Annotated in this window: 15 protein-coding genes; 10 read left to right on the top strand and 5 right to left on the bottom strand. The window is 72.6% G+C overall.

The window, feature by feature from the left end; genetic code table 11:
* Window positions 1–210 precede the first annotated feature (210 nt).
* A complete protein-coding gene (locus ABD879_RS18585) occupies window positions 211–2592 on the top strand; it encodes a Tex family protein (protein WP_345022742.1) in 2382 nt (793 codons plus the stop codon).
* Between the two features lie 49 nt (window positions 2593–2641).
* Here ABD879_RS18585 and ABD879_RS18580 read toward each other — a convergent pair whose 3' ends face one another.
* Window positions 2642–3733, bottom strand: a complete 1092-nt coding sequence (locus ABD879_RS18580) for a hypothetical protein (RefSeq protein ID WP_345022722.1) — start codon at window positions 3731–3733, stop codon at window positions 2642–2644.
* 310 nt (window positions 3734–4043) lie between these two features.
* Between ABD879_RS18580 and tig the strand changes: the two genes are divergently transcribed.
* From tig to clpX, 4 genes are all read left to right on the top strand, one after another.
* Entirely contained in the window at window positions 4044–5495 is a 1452-nt protein-coding gene (gene tig, locus ABD879_RS18575; RefSeq protein ID WP_345022721.1) for a trigger factor, read from the top strand.
* Between the two features lie 2206 nt (window positions 5496–7701).
* A complete protein-coding gene (locus ABD879_RS18570; RefSeq protein WP_345022741.1) occupies window positions 7702–8331 on the top strand; it encodes a ClpP family protease in 630 nt (209 codons plus the stop codon).
* An 86-nt stretch (window positions 8332–8417) separates the two neighbouring features.
* The gene (locus ABD879_RS18565) at window positions 8418–9044 is read left to right on the top strand and encodes an ATP-dependent Clp protease proteolytic subunit (protein ID WP_345022740.1); all 627 of its coding nucleotides are present in this window, start codon (window positions 8418–8420) and stop codon (window positions 9042–9044) included.
* Between the two features lie 176 nt (window positions 9045–9220).
* Window positions 9221–10495 carry an ATP-dependent Clp protease ATP-binding subunit ClpX gene (clpX, locus tag ABD879_RS18560; RefSeq protein WP_345022720.1) on the top strand — a complete coding sequence of 425 codons (1275 nt, stop codon included), beginning with the start codon at window positions 9221–9223 and terminating at the stop codon, window positions 10493–10495.
* A 1188-nt stretch (window positions 10496–11683) separates the two neighbouring features.
* Here the strand turns inward: clpX and ABD879_RS18555 are convergent.
* The 3 genes from ABD879_RS18555 to ABD879_RS18545 form a co-directional block, all read right to left on the bottom strand.
* Window positions 11684–12370, bottom strand: a complete 687-nt coding sequence (locus tag ABD879_RS18555; RefSeq protein WP_345022719.1) for a response regulator transcription factor — start codon at window positions 12368–12370, stop codon at window positions 11684–11686.
* A 19-nt stretch (window positions 12371–12389) separates the two neighbouring features.
* Window positions 12390–13187, bottom strand: a complete 798-nt coding sequence (locus ABD879_RS18550; RefSeq protein ID WP_345022718.1) for a sensor histidine kinase — start codon at window positions 13185–13187, stop codon at window positions 12390–12392.
* A 132-nt stretch (window positions 13188–13319) separates the two neighbouring features.
* Window positions 13320–14066 carry a hypothetical protein gene (locus tag ABD879_RS18545; RefSeq protein WP_345022717.1) on the bottom strand — a complete coding sequence of 249 codons (747 nt, stop codon included), beginning with the start codon at window positions 14064–14066 and terminating at the stop codon, window positions 13320–13322.
* 126 nt (window positions 14067–14192) lie between these two features.
* Here ABD879_RS18545 and ABD879_RS18540 point away from each other — a divergent pair, with 126 nt between their 5' ends.
* Window positions 14193–16817 (top strand): valine--tRNA ligase, encoded by a 2625-nt coding sequence (locus ABD879_RS18540; RefSeq protein ID WP_345022716.1) that lies wholly within the window; start codon window positions 14193–14195, stop codon window positions 16815–16817.
* A gap of 184 nt (window positions 16818–17001) precedes the next feature.
* Entirely contained in the window at window positions 17002–18033 is a 1032-nt protein-coding gene (locus ABD879_RS18535; protein ID WP_345022715.1) for a hypothetical protein, read from the top strand.
* 1 nt (window position 18034) lies between these two features.
* On the opposite strand, the gene ABD879_RS18530 is transcribed toward ABD879_RS18535, so the two are convergent.
* Window positions 18035–19297, bottom strand: a complete 1263-nt coding sequence (locus ABD879_RS18530; RefSeq protein WP_345022714.1) for a folylpolyglutamate synthase/dihydrofolate synthase family protein — start codon at window positions 19295–19297, stop codon at window positions 18035–18037.
* A gap of 147 nt (window positions 19298–19444) precedes the next feature.
* Between ABD879_RS18530 and ABD879_RS18525 the strand changes: the two genes are divergently transcribed.
* The 3 genes from ABD879_RS18525 to ABD879_RS18515 form a co-directional block, all read left to right on the top strand.
* Window positions 19445–20821 carry a bifunctional folylpolyglutamate synthase/dihydrofolate synthase gene (locus ABD879_RS18525; protein WP_345022739.1) on the top strand — a complete coding sequence of 459 codons (1377 nt, stop codon included), beginning with the start codon at window positions 19445–19447 and terminating at the stop codon, window positions 20819–20821.
* Between the two features lie 37 nt (window positions 20822–20858).
* Window positions 20859–21176 (top strand): DUF4233 domain-containing protein, encoded by a 318-nt coding sequence (locus ABD879_RS18520; RefSeq protein WP_345022713.1) that lies wholly within the window; start codon window positions 20859–20861, stop codon window positions 21174–21176.
* 124 nt (window positions 21177–21300) lie between these two features.
* On the top strand, window positions 21301–21531 hold a 231-nt coding region (locus tag ABD879_RS18515; protein ID WP_345022712.1), incomplete at its 3' end, for a hypothetical protein.

Raw genomic sequence — 21531 nt, 5'->3', positions numbered from 1 at the left:
CCCGCGCGAGTCGATTGGCGCGGCCCGCGCGAGTCGATTGGCGCGGCCCGCGCGAGTCGATTGGCGCGGCCCGCGCGACAAGCGGCCCGATTCCCAGGACAATGCACTGGCGAACCCAGCGGAGAAAGCGAATCCAAGAACGTGACAGCGTCCAACTCGCAGACAGCGAACCCCGCCCAGGCGGCCGACGGCCGCGCCGTCCCCGGCGCCGTGCCGGTCGCCCAGCGCATCGCCGAGGAACTCGGCGTGCGCGAAGGGCAGGTCCGCGTCGCCATCGAGCTGCTCGACGGCGGCGCCACCGTGCCGTTCATCGCCCGCTACCGCAAGGAGGCCACCGGCGCCCTCGACGACGGGCAGCTGCGCGCCCTGGAAGAGCGCCTGCGCTACCTGCGGGAGCTGGACGAGCGGCGCGCCGCGATCCTGGAGTCCATCGAGTCGCAGGGCAAGCTCACCGACGAGCTGCGCGCGCAGATCATGGCCGCCGACTCCAAGGCGCGCCTGGAGGACATCTACCTGCCCTACAAGCCCAAGCGCCGCACCAAGGCGCAGATCGCCCGCGAGGCCGGCCTGGAGCCGCTGGCCGACCTGCTGCTCGGCGACCCGTCCAACGACCCGCAGCAGGCGGCCGCCGGCTACGTCGACCCGGACAAGGGCGTCGCCGACGCCGCCGCGGCGCTGGAGGGGGCCCGTGCGATCCTCGTCGAGCGGTTCGCCGAGGACGCCGACCTGATCGGCGAGCTGCGCGAGCGCATGTGGTCGCGCGGCCGACTGGTGTCCAAGGTGCGCGAGGGCAAGGAGGAGAGCGGCGCCAAGTTCGCCGACTACTTCGACTTCGCCGAGCCGCTGGACGAGCTGCCCTCGCACCGCGTCCTGGCGCTGTTCCGCGGCGAGAAGGAGGAGGTCCTCGACCTCGACCTGGAGCCGGAGGAGCCCGCCGAGGAGCCGGGCGCCCGCAGCTCCTACGAGGCGGAGATCGCCCGGCGCTTCGGCATCGCCGACCAGGGCCGGCCCGCCGACCGCTGGCTGAGCGACGTGGTGCGCTGGGCCTGGCGCACCCGCATCCAGGTCCACCTGGGCATCGACCTGCGCACCCGGCTGCGCCAGCAGGCCGAGGACGAGGCGGTGCGGGTGTTCGCCGCCAACCTGCGCGACCTGCTGCTGGCCGCGCCCGCCGGCACCCGCGCCACCATGGGCCTGGACCCGGGCCTGCGCACCGGCGTGAAGGTCGCCGTCGTGGACGCCACCGGCAAGGTCGTCGCCACCGACACCATCTACCCGCACGAGCCGCGCCGCCGCTGGGACGAGTCGATCGAGACCCTGGCCCGGCTCGCCCGCGCGCACCGGGTCGAGCTGGTGGCGATCGGCAACGGCACCGCGTCCCGCGAGACCGACAAGCTCGCCGCCGACCTCATCGCCCGCCACCCCGAGCTCAAGCTCACCAAGATCATGGTCTCGGAGGCGGGCGCGTCGGTGTACTCGGCGTCCGCCTACGCCGCCCGCGAGCTGCCCGACCTGGACGTGTCGCTGCGCGGCGCGGTGTCGATCGCCCGCCGGCTGCAGGACCCGCTGGCCGAGCTCGTCAAGATCGACCCCAAGTCGATCGGGGTCGGGCAGTACCAGCACGACGTGTCGGAGGTGAAGCTGTCGCGCTCGCTGGACGCCGTCGTCGAGGACTGCGTGAACGCCGTCGGCGTCGACGTCAACACCGCCTCGGTGCCGCTGCTGACCCGCGTGTCGGGCATCGGCGAGACGCTGGCGGAGAACATCGTCGCCCACCGCGACGCCCACGGCCCCTTCCGCACCCGCGCCGGGCTCAAGGACGTGCCCCGGCTCGGCCCCAAGGCGTTCGAGCAGTGCGCGGGCTTCCTGCGCATCCCCGGCGGGGACGACCCGCTCGACGCGTCCAGCGTGCACCCGGAGGCCTACCCGGTGGTGCGCCGCATCCTCGACGCCGCCGGCACCGACATCAAGGGCCTCATCGGCAACACCGCCCTGCTGCGCTCGCTCAAGCCCGAGAAGTTCGTCGACGACACCTTCGGCCTGCCGACCGTCACCGACATCCTCGCCGAGCTGGAGAAGCCCGGCCGCGACCCGCGCCCGGCGTTCCGCACGGCCGAGTTCAAGGAGGGCGTCGACACCCTCGACGACCTCAAGCCGGGCATGATCCTGGAGGGCGTGGTCACCAACGTCGCGGCGTTCGGGGCGTTCGTCGACGTCGGCGTGCACCAGGACGGCCTCGTGCACATCTCCGCCATGTCCGACAGGTACGTGGAGGACCCGCGCGACGTCGTCAAGCCCGGCGACATCGTCCGCGTCAAGGTGCTGGACGTCGACCTGCAGCGCAAGCGGATCTCGCTGACCCTGCGCCTGGACGACGAGCTCCCCGCCCCCGGGGGCGGTACGGGCGGCAGGCGCGGCGGCCAGGGCGACCGCCAGCGCCGCCAAGGCGGACGCGGCAACGGCCAGGGGCGCGGCGGCGGCCGCCGGGGCATGCTCCCGGCCGGCGGCGGTGCCATGGCCGACGCGCTGCGCCGCGCCGGTCTCGACAAGGGGCTTCCCGGCATGGGCGGCCAGGGCAAAGGCCGCCGCTGACTGACGTAAAAAGAACGCCCCGGTGCCGAGTGCGGCGCCGGGGCGTTCCCTAGCCCGAACGCTCTTCTGCCGAGGGGCCCGGCCGGTTCGGGGCTTGCCCCGGGGACTCGTCCGCGGAGGGGCCGCGCGGGCGCGGCACCCCCTGGGACGGCTGCTCCAGGTACGGCGCGGCGAGATGGGCCTGCCCGAGCGGGTCGCGCGACAGCGGATCGGGCGACGGCGGGAGTCCGCCGAACGGATCGCGTGCGCGCGGCTCCGGCCCCTCCTCGGCCGCGGCGGGCTCCGCGACGGGATGGTGCCGGGGGAACTGCGCCACCGCGATCGCCGCCAGCGCCAGCGCCGCCAGCCGCATCGCCGACTGCCCCGTGTCCTGCGGCCACGGCTCCCCGTACAGCAGCGTGCCCATGAGCAGCAGGTAGCTCTTGGCGGCCACGGTCATCACGGTCGCCACGATCGACACCCGGCAGCGCTGGAACGCCGCGACCATGATCCCGAAGCCGATCGCCGCCGCCACCACCGTCACATACGGGTACGGGGTCGTCAGCACGTCCGGGGCGGCGCCGCCGGCGTCGCTCCACCCCTTGATCGCCAGCTCGGCGGTGCCCACCGGGAACCCCGACGCCAGCCCGTAGGCGATGCCGGTCACCGGGCGCGCGTGCCGTCCGTCCGGCCGCACGTCCTCCAGCGCCAGGATGACCACCGGCACCAGCAGCGCCGGGACGACGACCGCCGCCAGCCGCCACGGCGGCGCGTCCGCCTCGCCGATCGGCGGGGCCTCCCGCATCGACAGCACCAGCAGCGCGATCGCGCCGCCGACCAGCAGCAGGCTCAGCCACTCGCGCGCGGTCAGCCGCTCGCCGAAGACCGCCAGCGCGATGGCCAGCAGCGGAAGCAGCCCGGACATGAAGATCGGGATGGCCACGCCCAGCGCCAGCTCGCCCATGGCGATGATCTGCAGCACCAGCCCGCCCAGCGCCGGCACCAGCCCGACCAGGAAGACCCAGTCGGTCAGCACCACCCAGGCCATGCGCGGGATGCGGTTGCCGCGCAGCGGCTCCACCCGGGCGGCGGCCAGCCGGAACACGGCGAAGCTGACATAATAGAGCGCAGTCGCTCCGAAGGCCGCGGTTATCCCGTTCATCCCGCACGAGTATGGATGGTCGGGGTGCGCCATGTCACACCCCTCGGGTGATCGTCGACCGGTCCGGCCCCGCGGTGGGTATGCCATCCGGTACGCGACAAGTTGATGACCTCGGCGTACGCGCTCGGGGCGTCCGGCCGCCGAAAGTGGCCGTCCGATGTCGGCAGACGCCGCCGCGACCCCATAGACTTGGCGGCGCGAAGGCGCGGAGTCCTCTTCGGCGTGCCCGCGCCTGCCTGAGATACCGGCTGGCTGAGTACGCGTCGAACGCCGCGGCCGAGACAGCGCCCGATCAAGGAGACCAACCCCAGTGAAGACCGATGTCGAGGAGCTGACCCCGACCCGGGTCAAGCTCACCGTCGAGGTTCCGTTCGACGAGCTCAAGCCGAACCTCGACAAGGCGTACAAGGAGATCTCGCGCCAGGTGCGGATCAAGGGCTTCCGGCCCGGCAAGGTCCCCGCCCCGCTGATCGACAAGTACGTCGGCCGGGGCGCGGTCCTGCAGGAGGCGGTCAACGACGCGCTTCCGCAGCTGTACGGCCGCGCCGTCGAGGAGTCGGAGATCTTCGTTCTCGGCCAGCCCGACGTCGAGGTGACCGAGCTCGACGACGGCAAGCAGTTCGCCTTCACCGCCGAGGTCGACATCCGGCCCAAGTTCGAGGTGCCCGACTACGACGGCCTGGAGGTCGTGGTCGACGACGCGGTCGTCACCGACGAGCGCGTCGAGGAGACCATCGGCAACCTGCGCGAGCGGTTCGCCTCGCTGACCACCGTCGACCGCGCCGCCGAGGCGGGCGACTTCGCCGTCGTCGACCTCGAGGCCAAGATCGACGGCGAGACCGTCGAGGACGCCTCCACCACCGGCCTGTCCTACGAGGTCGGCAGCAACTCGTCGGTGGAGGGCCTGGACGACGCCCTCACCGGCCTGAAGGCGGGCGAGAGCGCCACCTTCACCGCCGCGCTCAAGGGCGGCGAGCGCGCCGGCGAGGAGGCCGAGATCACGGCCACCGTGCAGAGCGTCAAGGTCAAGAACCTGCCCGACCTCGACGACGAGTTCGCCCAGCTCGCCAGCGAGTTCGACACGCTGGAGGAGCTGCGCGCCGACGTGCGCACCCGGCTGGAGCGGCAGCTGCGCGCCCAGCAGCTGTCCCAGGCCCGCGACCGCGCCCTGGAGGCCCTGCTCGAGAAGATCGACATCCCGCTGCCCGAGCGGGTGGTCGAGGAGGAGATCAACCGCCGCAACCAGCAGCTGGAGCAGCAGCTGCAGATGGCGGGCATGACCAAGGCCGACTACCTGAAGAGCGAGGAGAAGTCCGAGGAGGACTTCGCCGCCGAGGTCGCCGAGGCGGCCCGCCAGGCGGTCAAGGGCGGCTTCGTGCTCGACCAGCTCGCCGTGCAGGAGGAGCTGGGCGTCGAGAACGAGGAGCTCAGCGAGTACGTCGTCACGCAGGCCATGCAGATGGGCGTGCCGCCGCAGCAGCTCGCCCAGTACCTCACCGAGAACAACCAGCTGCCCGCGATCGTCGCCGAGGTGCTGCGCAACAAGGCCCTCAACCTGGTCGTCGAGCACGTCTCGCTCAAGGACGAGTCCGGCAACCAGCTCGACGTCGCGGCGATCCAGCGCGAACTGAGCGGCGAGACCGTCCGGGCCGAGTCCGAGGACGCGCAGGAGGACTCCAAGGCCGAGGAGCCCGCCGAGGAGCCCGCCGCCGAGGCCGCCGAGACGGACAAGCCCGCCGAGTCCGACAAGAAGGACTCCTGACGGGGATGTGACGAGCCCGCCTGCCCGGCCCACCGGGCAGGCGGGCTCGGCTGCGCACCGCCGACCGCCTATAGCGGTCGCCGCGTCGCCCCACGCGCACGCCCAACCACCCGCTGGCGTGCCCTACGGGCGCCCCTTGGCGTGGCCGGACACCGCTATCTCGACACCGAGCCAAGCGTCCCGACCAAGACGCACCCACTGCTGTGGGCCCAGCTCCACGACCAAGCGACGCCCGCTGGCAACTGCCCTTCCAGGCCCTCACGAGCCGACGCCCGGCAGCGACCCCGCAGATGCACTCGCCGGCCCGAGGGGTCGCCGTGGACGACGGCCATGGTGACCGCCCTTCCGACGGGTGAGATACGCGCCGCCGACGACGGCCAGCACGGCTGGGCCGTGTTCCGAAGTGGGCGGAGCCATGCGTTCAGCGCGGTGGTATGGCAGCTTGCGGTCGGTCGGCTCGAAGGCGGGTGGGCGGCCACCGAGCCGTTCCGCCGCCGGTGCCGGCCTGGACGCTCTGGGACCGGGAGCGCGGTGGCGATGCCACGGTGACGCTCACCTCACTTCGCAACACACCCCTGGGCCCCGTCCGGCGGACCTGGGCAGCAGGGGCGTCGCCGCATGTACGGCATTCGTGGCACCGTCGGCCGGGGCATCCGTCTCCGATGCGACCACCCCGCCGGCGCCGCGACGTCATCAACCGGCTCAAGCGACGACGCTGTAGCGCACCCGCCACGCACTACCGGCCCGGTATCACCGCACTCCTGCGGATCTTCCGTGATCCACCGGACACGCCGTAGGACGACGGCATAGACCGCACTGCGCGTGGTGGAGGGACAAGCCGTGGCGCGTCCTGGCGACCGCGACGACGGCTTTCGCGCAGTGGAGTCTCTCCTCGCAGGACTTGACCACGATCTACGCATTCCGGGCCAGGGCATTGCCCTGGACGACGGCCATGGTGGCCGGCCTTCCGTCCGTGGACGGTCGGATGAGGGGGGCGCTTCTGATGGTGGCAGGCACGCTGGGGCATTGTGCGCAGGTCGGGGCGCGGTCCGGTGGAGGCGCGGGCCGCTGCGTCTCCTGGCGGTCGCGACGACGGCGTAGGCGGTCAGTGCGCAGACCAGGGGCGGTAGGGAAATCCACTCGGGCGCGCCGCCGATTGCCGTCCATGGCTTGAGGTGCAGGGCGGTAGGCCAGGTGGACCGCCCCGGCGGCCATGCACCAAGCTGGGGCGCAGGCTACTGGTCGCATCGGCGAAAGAGTCGCGTGATGACCGGCTTGCGCAGCGTCGGTTCGCTGCGTGTGCGGGGGACCGCGGCGTCCGCTGGACGGATGTGCGTGGTCCACCATCCGATCGCCTGCCGTACGGGCAGATCGAGGCCGAGAGTGTCGGCACCGCCGCGTTTCTGTAGACCGCTGTCCAGTCGTGCGTAATACCCACCTTGGGCAGCCGAGGCCGAAAAAGACAGCTCCCCTCTCTGAGGCCGGGCACCCCCTCGCGTGTCTCTACGCCGCTCTGCGTCCCTGTGCGCCCGCTCAGAGGATCTTGTGTGCGATGGACGGCCATCGGGGGGCTGCAGACAGCGGCTGGGCCCGATGAGGCCGTGGCATGGCGGGGGAGGCGCGCAGGTTGCGGTGGGGCTTGGGGGAAGCCCGTCGGATGCCCGCCTGTGCTCCTGCGCGGGACGCCCGGGCCAGACGTGGGGCGGACGCGGCGCCGTCCGCAGCGCGTACACGTGCGCGACGCCGCTCGGCGAGCGGTCCGCCGGCGCCGACGGTGGCCTTTCGGCCGCCGACCGCGGCCAGTTCGCCGTTGGTGCCGGCGAGCACCGGTGTGCGTCCGCCTTGGACGAGTCAGACGCCCCGGTACGTGCCGCAATGTGGGGCGCCGCCCGCTGCCCGGCGGTCGTATGGAGGTCGCGGACCGGGGCCTACGGCCAAGCGGCGGATGCGTTGTGGCTTGTGGGAGCGCGATGGGGGAACCGGGAGGAGAGTACGAGCGCCCCGCGCCAGGCATGGGATGCCTGGCGCCTCGCAGAGTCACAGAGCGTGCCCGCAACGAGGTGGGGATGAAACATACCGGTGCGTCCGGACTCCGGGGGTACGCCCCCAGCGAAAAGGCAGCCCTCCCGGCATGATCGGTCGCCGCCGCGCGTTAATGTCCAATCATCCGAACCGATAAAAGGACCGGAGGAACACACCGGTGAGCATGCCTCCGACGAACGACCCGTCGCTGATCCAGTCGAGGGTCGCCGAAGCGCCCCTGCTGCCGCTCAGCGAGCAGCTGTTCCAGCGTCTGCTCCGGGAGCGCATCGTGGTCCTCGGCCAGCAGGTCGACGACGACATCGCCAACCGTATCTGCGCCGAGCTGCTGCTGCTGTCGGCCGAGGACGGGCGCCGCGACATCACCCTGTACATCAACTCGCCCGGCGGCTCGGTCACCGCGGGCATGGCGATCTACGACGTCATGCAGTACGTGCCGAACGACATCGTCACCGTCGCCATGGGCCTGGCCGCGTCGATGGGGCAGTTCCTGCTGTGCGCGGGCACCCGCGGCAAGCGCTACGCCCTGCCGCACGCCCGCATCATGATGCACCAGCCGTCCGGCGGCATCGGCGGTACCGCCTCGGACATCAAGATCCAGGCCGAGCAGATGCTCTACGTCAAGAAGACGCTGGCCGAGCGGATCGCCTCGCACACCGGCCAGACGGTCGAGCAGATCGAGAAGGACTCCGACCGCGACCGCTGGTTCACCGCCGAGGAGGCCCGCGACTACGGCTTCGTCGACCACGTGGTGCTCAGCGCCACCCAGGTGCCCTCCGAGGGCCCCGTCTCCTGACCACCCGCACGAAAAGCGGAGGCACTTTCGTGAGTGAGCTCATCCGGCCCGGCGCGTACGACCTGATCCAGGCGGGCCGTGCGCCGATGCCTGTGGACAACCGCTACATCATCCCCTCCTTCGTCGAGCGCACCACGTACGGGGTCAAGGAGATGAACCCGTACAACAAGCTCTTCGAGGAGCGGATCATCTTCCTCGGGGTGCAGATCGACGACGCGTCGGCCAACGACGTCATGGCCCAGCTGATCACCCTGGAGTCGATCGACCCGGACCGCGACATCAGCATCTACATCAACTCGCCCGGCGGCTCGTTCACGGCCATGACGGCGATCTACGACACGATGCAGTTCGTCAAGCCGGACATCCAGACGGTCTGCATCGGCCAGGCGGCGTCCGCCGCGGCGGTGCTGCTGGCGGCCGGCAGCCCGGGCAAGCGCGCCGCGCTGCCCAACTCCCGGATCTTCATCCACCAGCCGGCCACCGAGGGCACCTACGGCCAGGCCAGCGACATCGAGATCCAGGCCCGTGAGATCATGCGGATCCGCGAGCAGCTGGAGGACATCCTGGCCCGGCACAGCGGCAAGAGCGTCGACGAGGTGCGGCGGGACATCGAGCGGGACAAGATCCTTACCGCCCAGGAGGCCAAGGAGTACGGTCTGATCGACGATGTCTTCGTCAGCAGGAAGCGCAAGGCCGAGGTAGTGTCGTCCTGAGACGGCACCCGGACCTGGGAGACCCCCAGCCCGGTCGTCATTCTTCCGGGCGAGGGGCTTACCAAGTCCGTTGGAGACGGTAACGTCGAATCCAACGTCGAGAGCCTTCGGGACACGCAACCGAGCTGCGCCGCTTCCTCCATGGGCGGGCGGCCCCACGAAAAGGAGACAGTTGGGTGGCACGCATCGGCGACGGTGGTGACCTGCTCAAGTGCTCGTTCTGCGGGAAGAGCCAGAAGCAGGTCAAGAAGCTCATCGCGGGTCCGGGCGTGTACATCTGCGACGAGTGCATCGATCTCTGCAACGAGATCATCGAGGAGGAGCTCGCCGAGACCTCCGACCTCAAGTGGGACAGCCTGCCCAAGCCGCGGGAGATCTACGAATTCTTGGACTCCTACGTCATCGGGCAGGAGGCGGCCAAGAAGGCGCTGTCGGTGGCCGTCTACAACCACTACAAGCGCATCCAGTCCGGCGACTCCGGGCGGGACGACGCGGTCGAGCTGGCCAAGTCGAACATCCTGCTGCTGGGGCCGACCGGGTCGGGCAAGACGCTGCTCGCGCAGACGCTCGCCAAGCTCCTGAACGTGCCGTTCGCGATCGCCGACGCGACGGCGCTGACGGAGGCCGGCTACGTCGGCGAGGACGTCGAGAACATCCTGCTCAAGCTGATCCAGGCGGCCGACTACGACGTCAAGAAGGCCGAGACCGGGATCATCTACATCGACGAGGTCGACAAGATCGCCCGCAAGAGCGAGAACCCGTCGATCACCCGCGACGTGTCCGGCGAGGGCGTCCAGCAGGCGCTGCTGAAGATCCTGGAGGGGACCACCGCGAGCGTCCCGCCGCAGGGCGGCCGCAAGCACCCGCACCAGGAGTTCATCCAGATCGACACCACCAACGTGCTGTTCATCTGCGGCGGCGCCTTCGCCGGACTGGAGAAGATCGTCGAGTCCCGGGTGGGCAAGCAGGGCATGGGCTTCGGCGCGGTCATCCGCTCCAAGGACGACTTCGCCGAGTCCAGCAACGTGCTGGCCGACGTGATGCCCGAGGATCTGCTGAAGTTCGGCATGATCCCCGAGTTCATCGGCCGCCTCCCGATCATCACCAGCGTGCACAACCTGGACCGGGAGGCGCTGATCAACATCCTCACCGAGCCCAAGAACGCGCTGGTCAAGCAGTACCACCGGCTGTTCGAGCTGGACGGTGTGGACCTGGAGTTCACCTCCGACGCGCTGGAGGCCATCGCCGACCAGGCCATCCTGCGCGGCACCGGCGCCCGCGGCCTGCGCGCCATCATGGAGGAGGTCCTCCTGTCGGTGATGTACGAGGTCCCCAGCCGCCAGGACGTCGCCCGCGTCGTCATCACCCGCGAGGCCGTGCTGGAGCACGTCAACCCCACCCTCGTCCCGCGCGAACGCACCAAACGCGAACCCCGCGAAAAGTCCGCCTGAGAAGGGATGGTCGGGGCGGGTCCCCGTGCCGGGTGAGCCCAGCTCGCCTCGGCCAGGCCCCGCCCTGGGTGCCTCCTGGAGGGCTCGCATTGGACGCTCGCCGCGACGTACCCGTTCGGTGAGGCGCTCAAGGGGCGGTTCCCTCCGCATGCTTGGCCGTGCCGGTCACCGCCGATGTTTCGCGGGTGAGCGGCCTCTGGGCGCGCCGGACACCCGCCACGTCCTGTTCGGCGAGCTGCGCTCGCCTTCGCCGGAACCCTCCCTTGGTGGCTGGAGCTACCTCTCTAGGGCCTCCTGGTTGTGTCCGGCGTCGATTCTCGTCATGTGATGCCTGTTCGGTGGGCTGCGCTCAGCTTCGCTGGACCGTGTCCTTGCTGTCTTCCAGAGGGCACCTCCCCGGCGCCCCTTTGGGGGCGCGTGTCGCGTTGGACGTTCGCTGCATTGTGCCTGTGTCTTTCCAGACGGTGCCTCTGGAGCCTCGTGGTCGTGCGTGGCGAGGGGCGTCCGTCGTGTTGTGCCTGATTGGTGAGCTGCGTTCGCTTGCTGTGATTCCGCCACTGGTGCCCGGGCCCTGATAGCCCCCTCGGTTGCGTCCGGCGTGAGCGCTTGTCGCGTTGCGTCTGCTTGGTGGCTGCCTTCACCTTCGCTAGAGCCCCGCCTTGGGGCAGGCGGACGAGGCATCGTCGGCAGGTGATCGCTGCGGCGGGGCATGCACACCCCCCGTCGGGGCTGTCGAGGAATCTTTCAGCGGATGCGCGGGCGGCGCGACCAGTGCGACAGGCCGACGGTTCGCTACGACGACGTGGCCCTGTACTCCCGACCCCGACCGGACGGGACGCCGCGCGGGCGATGACTGGTTCGGTGCGCTCGTTCCGCACCTGCCGCCAGTGCCAGGCCCTGTCCGGCGGATCTCGGCGCCTGGGGCACCCGCCGCCTGTGCGGCTCCATGGCACCGTGCGAGCGGGTCGGGGTGGCGGCCGCCTTTCCGTGTGCGGTGCGACCGCTTCGTCGACGGCGCGGCGTCATTTACCGCCTCGAGCGACGCCGCTGTAGCGCCACGAGCCATGCCGAGTGCGCACTACCGGGCCGGTGTCACCGCACTGCTGCGGATCCCCATGATTCACCGGACACGCCCTGGTCGTGGCGGTGGCGGCAGGTCGGTGGTGGGCGGCTTGGGTGACTCGGAGGTCACCGGGGTCTCGGGGGACGTGTGGGGTCGCCGAGGCCGGCCTCCCGGGCCAGGACGATGGCCTGGGCGCGGTCGGCGACGTGGAGCTTGAGGAAGATGTTCGAGACGTGGTTGCGGACGGTCTTCTGGCTGAGGAAGAGGGTGGCGGCGATCTCGGCGTTGCTGCGGCCCTGGGCGATGAGTTCGAGGACCTCGCGTTCGCGTTCGGTGAGCTGGGGAAAGGCGGCCTGGCGCGGGTCGGGCATCTCGGTGAAGTAGGACAGCACCCGGCGGGCGATCTCGGGGCCGTAGATGGCCTCGCCGGCGGCGACCGCGCGGACGGCGCGGGCGATCTCCTCGGCGCCGGACTCCTTGAGCAGGTAGCCGCGGGCGCCGGCGCGCATGGCGGCGAACACCGAGTCGTCGTCGCGGAACATCGTCAGCACCAGCACGCCGATGCGGGGGCTGGTGCGGGTGATGGTGCGGGTGGCCTCGATGCCGTTGCCGCCGGGCATCTGCAGGTCCATCACGACGACGTCGGGCTGCAGTTCCGCGGCGAGCCGGACGGCGTCGGGGCCGTTCTCGGCCTCGCCGACCACCTCGACGCCGAGGGCCTGCAGCAGTCCGCGCAGGCCCTGCCGGTAGATGGGGTGGTCGTCGGTGATCAGGACCCGGATGGGCTCGCCGGTCCGCTCCGCCTCGGTCATGGTCGCGCTCCGCTCACCTTCACTCGGGGGAAGCCCGATGGTAGTCCGGGACGGTGAGGGGCAGCCGGGCCGAGACGATGGTGCCCGCGCCGGGCCGCGAGGTGATCAGGCAGGTGCCGCCGACCTCGGCGGCCCATTCGCGCATCGACGCCAGGCCGCCGCGGCGGCGGGAGCGGCGGCGGTCGTCGGCCGAGCCGCGGGCGGGCTGCTCGGAGAACCCCACGCCCGAGTCGGCGATCATGAGGTGCAGGGCGGCGTCCCGGTTCAGCAGCACCAGCACCGTGCCGGACCGGGAGTGGGCGCGGACGTTGGCCAGCGCCTCGCGCGCGATGCGGTACGCGGCGACCTCCACGGCCGCGGGCAGGGCCCCGGCGTCCTCGCCCAGGCCGCCGACGCGCACGTCGACGCGTTCGCAGCAGTCCGCGGCCATCGCCTCGATCGCCCCGGCCAGGCCCAGGTCGTCCAGGGCGGGCGGGCGCAGGCCGTGCGCCAGGTCGCGGATCTGCCCGACGGTGGTGGCCAGCCGGTCGCGCAGCTCCGACAGCAGCGGCGCGACCCGTTCGGGTTCGCCGGGGAGGGTGAGCCGGACGGCGTCCAGGGACATGGCCAGGCTGGCGAGGGTGGGGCCGAGCCCGTCGTGCAGGTCGTGCCGCAGGCGGCGCCGCTCCTCCTCGCGGGCGGCCAGGATCCGCTGCCGCGAGTGCTGCAGGTCGTCGGTGAGCCGGTGCAGGCGGGGGATGCTCGCCAGGTGCGCGACGACCGCACCGGCGGCGAACGCCGCGGCCAGGCCGGCGACGCGCCCCACAACCGCCGCCATCGCACCTCCAGCCGTCGTGCCCGTCGTCCCGGCGCCCGCGGACCGCGGAGGGAGTACCTCCGCGGCCAGCCTTTCCGGTCGGACGACCCGGCGTCAGGTGACCGGTGTCCCGTCCTCGGCGGGATTGTGGGGTCAGCTCTCGACGTCCTTGCGCAGGCGGCGCATCTGGTCGGCGACGACGCTGTAGGTGTAGGTGCGGGTGCTGCCGAGCGAGCCGCTCGTCTGCGGGGCGGGGGCGACCAGGCCGAAGGTCTTGTCCGTCATCCACACGCAGGTGGCCGTCTGGTACGACAGGCTGCTGCCGAGGACGCCGGCGCGGATGGACGCGCAGGCCGCCTCGCCGTCGCCGCCCGGGTCGGCCAGCGGGATCGTGACGACCGACACGCTGCTGTTGCCGGCGTTGTCCATGCTGCGCCGGAACTCGCTGTGCAGCCGGTCGGGGTCGAAGTCACCGGTGCCGCCGACGAACAGGTAGCGGTCGGAGCCCGAGCTGTAGACGGCGGTCCGGACCTTCTCGATGTTCGAGCCGCCCAGGTTGCGCAGCGTCGACTGCTGGCTGCTGAGCTGGGTGCCCAGCTCGCGTTCGGCCGCGTAGTCGCGGGTCAGCCCGCCCGCCGTCGCCGGGGTGCTGATGGAGCTGGGCCCGCCGCCGACCACCATGAAGGCCACCACCAGCACGGCGACCACCGCCACGGCCAGCACGGCGAGCATCCCGATGATCAGCGGGGCGGACGAGGAGCGGCGCGGCGGCGGGGGGACGTAGGCGCCGCCCGGGCCGTACGGGCCCGGCGGGTAGCCCGGCGGTTGCGGGCCGTGGCCGTAGGGGACGCCGCCGCCCGGAGGACCGCCGGGCGCCGGAGGGGGGTTCCAACCGCTCATCTCACTCCTCAGGGGGTTCCGGGCGGGCGCCGCGGCGGCGGCGTCCGGCCGCAGGGGGTCTGATAGTTGGGACGCGTGCCCGGGGCCGCGCGTTCTACCGTCTCGGGGCCCGTAGAATCTGGGCCCGTGACAACGCCCAGCACTGAGCGCGGCCAGGCGGCCGCCCACGTCGATCTGCCCACCAAGTACCAACCGGCTGATGTCGAGGGCAGGCTGTACGAGCGCTGGGTATCGGCAGGGTACTTCGCCGCCGATCCGGCGCGGAACCCCGGCGGACCGGCATATTCGATCGTCATCCCGCCGCCCAACGTCACCGGCTCGCTGCACATGGGCCACGCGCTGGACCACTCGATCCAGGACGCGCTCGTGCGGCGCCGCCGCATGCAGGGGTACGAGGCGGTGTGGGTGCCCGGTATGGACCACGCCGGGATCGCCACCCAGAACGTGGTGGAGCGGGAGCTGGCCAAGGAGGGCAAGTCCCGCCACGACCTGGGCCGCGAGGCGTTCGTCGAGCGGGTCTGGGCGTGGAAGGCCGAGTCCGGCGGGCGCATCCTCGGCCAGATGCGCCGCCTCGGCGACAGCGTGGACTGGAGCCGCGAGGCGTTCACCATGGACGAGCAGCGCGCCCGCGCCGTCCGCACGATCTTCAAGCGGCTGTTCGACGACGGCCTGATCTACCGGGCCGAGCGCATCATCAACTGGTGCCCGCGCTGCCTGACCGCCCTGTCGGACATCGAGGTCGAGCACGCCGACCGCGAGGGCGAGCTGGTGTCGATCCGGTACGGGTCGGGCGACGACGAGATCGTCGTGGCGACCACCCGGGCCGAGACGATGCTCGGCGACACCGCCGTGGCCGTGCACCCCGACGACCCGCGCTACAAGCACATGGTGGGCCGGGAGGTCGAGCTGCCGCTGACCGGCCGGCGCATCCCGGTGGTGGCCGACGAGCACGTCGACCCCGAGTTCGGCACCGGCGCGGTGAAGGTCACCCCGGCGCACGACCCCAACGACTTCGAGATCGGGCGGCGGCACGACCTGCCCTCGCTGACCATCATGGACGAGCGCGGCGTGATCACCGCGCACGGGCCGTTCGAGGGCCTGGACCGGTTCGAGGCGCGTCCCGCGGTGGTCGCCGCGCTGCGCCAGCAGGGCCGGATCGTCAAGGAGGTCCGCCCCTACGAGCACTCGGTCGGGCACTGCCAGCGCTGCTCCACGGTCGTGGAGCCGCGGGTGTCGCTGCAGTGGTTCGTCAAGGTCGCGCCGCTGGCCAAGGCCGCGGGCGACGCCGTCCGCGACGGCCGCGTGCGGATCCACCCGCCGGAGATGGCGGCCCGCTACTTCGAGTGGGTCGACAACATGCACGACTGGTGCATCAGCCGCCAGCTGTGGTGGGGGCACCGCATCCCCGTCTGGTACGGCCCGGACGGCCAGACGGTGTGCCCCGGCCCGGACGAGGAGCCGCCCGCCGGGTGGACCCAGGAGACCGACGTCCTCGACACCTGGTTCTCCTCGGCGCTGTGGCCGTTCTCCACGTTCGGCTGGCCGGAGGACACGCCCGACCTGCGGCGCTTCTACCCGACGTCGGTGCTGGTCACCGGCTACGACATCCTGTTCTTCTGGGTGGCCCGGATGATGATGTTCGGGCTGTACGCGATGGACGGGGTCGAGCCGTTCAAGGTGATCGCGCTGCACGGCATGGTGCGCGACCAGCACGGCAAGAAGATGTCCAAGTCGTTCGGCAACGTGGTCGACCCGCTGGACTGGATCGACCGCTACGGCGCCGACGCCACCCGGTTCACGCTGCTGCGCGGCGCCAACCCCGGCGGCGACGTCCCGGTGGCCGACGAGTGGGCGCAGGGTTCGCGCAACTTCTGCAACAAGCTGTGGAACGCGACCCGGTTCGCGCTGATGAACGGCGCGCACGTGCGCGGCGAGCTGCCGGCGGAGGGGCTGACGACCGTCGACCGGTGGGTCCTGTCGCGGCTCAACAAGGTGATCGCCGAGGTCGACGCGCACCTGGAGTCGTTCGAGTTCGCCAAGGCGTGCGAGACGCTCTACCACTTCGCGTGGGACGAGGTGTGCGACTGGTACGTCGAGCTGTCCAAGGTGCAGCTGGACGACCCCGCCACCGCCGACACCACGCGCCGCGTCCTGGGTGAGGTGCTGGACCGCCTGCTGCGGCTGCTGCACCCGGTCATCCCGTTCGTCACCGAGGAGCTGTGGACGTCCCTGACGGGCGAGGAGACGCTGGTGCGGGCCGCCTGGCCGCAGGCGGACGCGGCCCGGCACGACGAGGACGCCGAGGCGCTGGTGGCGTCGCTGCAGCGGCTGGTCACCGAGGTCCGGCGGTTCCGCGCCGACCAGGGCCTCAAGCCGGGGCAGCGGGTGGCCGCCGCCCTGGAGTGGGGCGGGTCGCCGCTGTCCGGCCACGAGAAGGGCGTGCGGATGCTGCTGCGCCTGGACGCGCCGGGCGAGGGCTTCTCGGCCACCGCGTCGCTGCCGGTGGAGGGCGTGACCGTCCGCCTGGACACCGCCGGGGCCATCGACGTGGCCGCCGAGCGCAAGCGCCTGGAGAAGGACCTGGCCAACGCCCGCAAGGAGGCCGAGCAGGCCCGGCGCAAGCTCGGCAACGAGTCGTTCGTGGCCAAGGCCCCGGAGGCCGTGGTCGCCAAGACCCGCGACCGGCTGAGCCAGGCCGAGGCCGACATCGCCCGCCTGGAATCCCAGCTGGCCGCCCTGCCCGCGGCCTGATCGCGTCGCGCCGCGCCCCGCCGTCCGCGGCGGGGCGCGGCGTTGCCGTCAGGTGTACCGAACGCGCGGCATGCCCGGCTCTGCGGCGTTACGATCCCGTGTGATCATTCCGGTGATCAGCGTGCTTCGGGGCTGGATGTAGATGTCGGGAGGCTCGTTGGCTGATTCGCCCCATCGCTCCGATGTGACGGACGAGGCGGGTGACCGCGCGGTTCCCGCGTCCGCGCCTCCCGCGCCCGCCGGGCCCGCGGCGTCCGCCGCGCCCACCACGGCCGTCGACGTCGAGGTGCCGTCCCTCGACGGCGGTGCGGCGGGCCAGGACGGGCCCTCGGCGGAGCTTCCCGCGCAGCCGTGGTGGATGCAGGCCCCCGCCGACCTGAACTCCGGGCCGCAGCGCATCCCCGACCTGACCGGGACGCCCGGGGACGTCTCGACCGGCCCGCACGCCCTCCCCACGGCCAACGGCACGCTGACCTCCGGCGGGCACCCCGTGGTGGCCTCCGGCGGACACCCCGTGGTGGCCTCCGGCGGGCATCCGGTGGTGACGTCCGGAGCGCACCCGGTGGTGTCCACGGGCCCGCAGCGCGCCGTCGGCGCCGCGCAGGCCCCCTCCGGGGAACCCCCGGCGAAGCGGCGCACGACCCGCCGCATCGTCATGATCATGGTGGGGGCCGCGTCCGTCGGGCTGGTCGCGGCGCTCGCCGTGGGCGCGCTGGCGCTGCGGCAGGGCGGCTCCGGCGAGGGCGGCGGCACGAAGACGACCCGGCACCGCATCACGGCGGCGGCGGTCGCGGGCGGCCTGCAGCGCACCCCCGGCATGCCCGCCGCCACCGCCGCCTACCCGTTCATGGCGTCGGCGGTGCGGGCGGGCGGCGCCGAACGGGCCGGCAACGTGGCCGCCGTGTACGCCGACCTGCCGCAGCGTTCGCGGAACGTGGTGTTCCTGGGCGGCACCGGCAAGATCGGCGACCCGGCCGCGTTCCTGCGCCGGGCGCGTCCCGGCACGGTGCTGACGACGCGGAACGTCAAGCCCGGCAAGGGCGGCGGCAGCGCGGTGTGCGGGACGTTCGCCGTGCTGGCCGACGTGCACGTCTACTGCTCGTGGGCGACGGACTCCTCGTTCGGGTTCGTGGCGTCCAACCTGCCCACCGTGGGCGACGACACCGCCGCCATGGCCGACCTGATGCGCCGGATGCGCGCCGACCTGGAGAAGTGATCTAGACGGTGAACAGCCGGCCGGTGTCGGCGTCCACCAGGTCGAGCACGAGCCCGACGAAGTAGACGGTGCCGAGGGCGGCCACGCGCTGCCCCAGGCCGGCGACGCGCTCGCGGGTCAGGTCGGCCGCGTCGATCACCGTCCAGTGCGGCGGCAGCGGCCGGGTGAAGCGCAGATGCCGGTACGGCAGCCGCACGAACGTGACGGGCAGCCCCTCCAGGGCGGCCACGGCGCCGTCCAGGTCCTTGTGGTCGGGCAGGCACACCAGGGCGTGGTCGACGGCGCCCCAGCGGGCGCGCGCGGCGTCCAGCGCCGCGGCGACGCCGGTTCCGTCGATCGCCGAATCCGCCAGGACCTGCGTCGCCGTGCCGGGCAGCCGGTGCCACGACAGGCGACCCGGCAGCCGCACCGACTCCAGCACGGACCGCAGCCGCGCCGCCCCCGGCATCGGCGCTCCGCGCGCCCGCAGCAGCCGCAGCCCGGCGGTGACGCCCACCGCGGCGCTGACGCGGCCCAGCCCCGGCGGCAGCGCCCCGGCGGGCACCTCGCCGCCGCCGGTCACGTACTCGCCGGTCACGTACTCGACGGAGGCGGCGCCGCCGGTGCGGTCGGCGACCACGCCGTCCAGCGTCCCGGCGACCGCCGGATCCTGCGGCGCCGACACCACCGCCCGCGTGCCCCGGGCCGCCACCCCCGCCTTCTCCGCGGCGATCGCCTCGACGGTGCCGCCGAGCACGCCCAGGTGCTCGCCGAAGATCGGCGTGACGGCGACGACGTCCGGGGCGAACAGCGACACCTCGTCCGACCGCCCGCCCATGCCCGCCTCCAGCACCAGCGCGTCGGCGCCGACGCCGACCCCGTGCGCGGCCCCCGCGACGGTGAACAGCCCCGCCGGCGACAGGTAACCGGCCCCGGGAGGCGGCAGGCGGCGCAGCGCGTCCTCGATCCGGCGGCCCAGCGCGCGCAGGCCGCCCTCGCCGACGGCGCGGCCGTCCACCCGGATCCTGTCGGTGTTGCCGCGCAGCCCGGGGCTGGTCACCGTGCAGACCCGCCACCCGGCCGCGGCCAGGCAGGCGGACGCGTACGTGGCCGCCGTGCCCTTGCCCTTGGACCCCACCACCGTCAGCACCGGGAGGCGCAGGCCGCCCAGCCCCAGCAGACCGGCGACGCGGCGCGCCCGGTCCAGGTCGCGCTGCTGCCCGCGGCGCCGGGCGCGCCACTCGCGGAAGAACACCTCGTCGGCGTCCATCGCACCCCCCAACACGTCCCGGCGCTCCATGCTCGCAGGCCGGGAGTCCGGGCGGATGCGCGGGCGGGCGGCGATAGGCTGCAGAGGTCGGTCGACGCAGCATGGAGCATCGTGAACCAGGTGGAAGAGCCGTCGGACTACCCCGCCGCCGTCCGGGAGATCATGAGCCGCGGGGTCGAGTGGGAGATCGAACCGTCCCTCGACCGCATCCGCGACCTGGTGGACGTGCTGGGCGAACCGCAGCGCGCCTACCCGGTGATCCACATCGCCGGCACCAACGGCAAGTCCAGCACCGCGCGGATGGTCGAGACGCTGCTGCGCGAACGCGGCCTGCGCACCGGCCTGTACACCAGCCCGGAGCTGACCGCGCTGCACGACCGGATCGCCGTGGACGGCGAGCCGATCGGCGAGCGCCGCTTCGTCGAGGTGCTGCGCGACATCCTGCCCTACGTGCGGCTGGTGGACGACAAGCACGGCGTGCGGGTGTCGTTCTTCGAGGTGCTGACCGCGATGGCGTACGCGGCGTTCGCCGACGCGCCGGTCGACGTGGCGGTGGTCGAGGTCGGCATGGGCGGCGCGTGGGACGCCACCAACGTCGCCGACGGGGACGTGGCCGTCGTCACCCCCGTCGCGCTCGACCACACCCGCCACCTCGGCGACACCATCGAGAAGATCGCCGCGGAGAAGGCGGGGATCATCAAGCCGGGCGCGGTGGCGGTGCTGGCCCAGCAGCCGCTGCCCGCCGCCGAGGTGCTGCTGCGCCGCGTGGCCGAGACCGGCGCGGTGGCCGCCCGCGAGGGCATCGAGTTCGGCGTGCTGCACCGGGACGTGGCGGTCGGCGGCCAGCAGATCACCCTGCGCGGCCTGCACGGCACCTACGACGACATCTTCCTGCCGCTGTTCGGCCACCACCAGGCGGCGAACGCGGCCGTCGCGCTGGCCGCCGTCGAGGCGTTCGCGTCCGGCGCGCCCACCCGCGCCCAGCCGAGCCTGGAGGCGGCCACCCGCATCGCCGCCGGGGACGACTACGCCGGCGGCGAGGAGGGGCAGCTCGACCCGGCGCTGGTGCGCAGCGGGTTCGCCAAGGCCGTCTCGCCCGGCCGCCTGGAGGTGGCGCGCACCGGCCCGACCGTGCTGCTGGACGCGGCGCACAACCCGGCGGGCATGGCCGCGACGGTGGAGGCGATCCACGAGTCGTTCGGGTTCAGCCGCCTGGTCGGGCTGGTCGCCGTGGCCGCCGACAAGGACGTGGCCGGCGTGCTGGACCAGCTGGAGCCGGTGCTGGCCGAGGTCGTCGTCACCCGCAACTCCTCGCCGCGCTCCATGGACCCCGGCGAGCTGGCGGAGCTGGCCGAGGGCGTGTTCGGCGCCGAGCGGGTGCACCTGGTGCCGCGCATGGACGACGCGATCGACCGCGCCATCGGCCTGGCCGAGGAGACGGGCGAGTACGCGGGCGCCGGCGTGCTGATCACCGGGTCGGTGGTCACCGTCGGCGACGCCCGCACCCTGCTGCGCGTCGGCGCCCCGCCGGCCGAGTGAGAGCGGGGGACGACCGGGTGAGGAGCGGAGCGAGGCGATGAGACGGCTGCTGGCGACGGTGCTGGTCTGCGAGGCGATCGTGATCGCGTTGGCGATCCCGGTGGCCGTCGCGGTGCTGGGCGTGGACGGGGCCACGGCCGGGGGCGTGTGCGGCGGGCTGGCCGTGCTGTGCGTGGTGCTGGCCGGGCTGCTGCGGTTCGGCTGGGCGGTGCCCGCGGGCGGCGTCCTGCAGGTCCTCATCATCGCCACCGGATTCATGGTGCCGACCATGTTCTTCCTCGGCGCGCTGTTCGGCGCGTTGTGGGTCACCGCCATTTGGCTCGGCCGCAAGGCGGAGAACGCCGGGGCGCGTTAAATTCGGAGACGACGGCACAACAATCATCCGCCGAATTCCCGCAATTTCGATTTAACGCCCGATTCAGGCGCCCGGCCGCGGGGAAAGGCGTCGGCGGACGACCATCTCCGAAAGGAGCAAGGCCGTGTCCTCCGAACCCTCACGCGAACCGGCGCGCGGACCCGCACGCGGCCGTCCCGCCGACCCGACCCGGACCGTGGAGTTCGGCGCGCCCGCCCGGCAGCCGCCGCCCGCCCACAGGCGCGAACGCGAGCGCGGCCACGAGCGCGGACGCGGGCTCGGCCGGGCCCGGACGGCGGCCGTGATCGCGGTGACCGTCACCGCGCTGCCCGCCGTGGCGCTCACGCTGCAAGTC

This window comes from Actinomadura keratinilytica (assembly GCF_039539665.1).
Lineage (GTDB): Bacteria > Actinomycetota > Actinomycetes > Streptosporangiales > Streptosporangiaceae > Spirillospora > Spirillospora keratinilytica.
This window is presented reverse-complemented; position numbering and strand designations above follow the sequence as displayed.

What these genes read in the sequence shown, in the direction of transcription:
- ABD879_RS18580 (WP_345022722.1), bottom strand. Translation starts at nt 3,733, where the DNA reads ATGAACGGGATAACCGCGGCCTTCGGAGCGACTGCGCTCTATTATGTC.
- ABD879_RS18550 (WP_345022718.1), bottom strand. Translation starts at nt 13,187, where the DNA reads ATGGCGGCGGTTGTGGGGCGCGTCGCCGGCCTGGCCGCGGCGTTCGCC.
- ABD879_RS18570 (WP_345022741.1), top strand. Translation starts at nt 7,702, where the DNA reads ATGCCTCCGACGAACGACCCGTCGCTGATCCAGTCGAGGGTCGCCGAA.
- ABD879_RS18525 (WP_345022739.1), top strand. Translation starts at nt 19,445, where the DNA reads ATGAGCCGCGGGGTCGAGTGGGAGATCGAACCGTCCCTCGACCGCATC.
- ABD879_RS18565 (WP_345022740.1), top strand. Translation starts at nt 8,418, where the DNA reads ATGCCTGTGGACAACCGCTACATCATCCCCTCCTTCGTCGAGCGCACC.
- ABD879_RS18520 (WP_345022713.1), top strand. Translation starts at nt 20,859, where the DNA reads ATGAGACGGCTGCTGGCGACGGTGCTGGTCTGCGAGGCGATCGTGATC.
- ABD879_RS18545 (WP_345022717.1), bottom strand. Translation starts at nt 14,066, where the DNA reads ATGAGCGGTTGGAACCCCCCTCCGGCGCCCGGCGGTCCTCCGGGCGGC.
- ABD879_RS18555 (WP_345022719.1), bottom strand. Translation starts at nt 12,370, where the DNA reads ATGACCGAGGCGGAGCGGACCGGCGAGCCCATCCGGGTCCTGATCACC.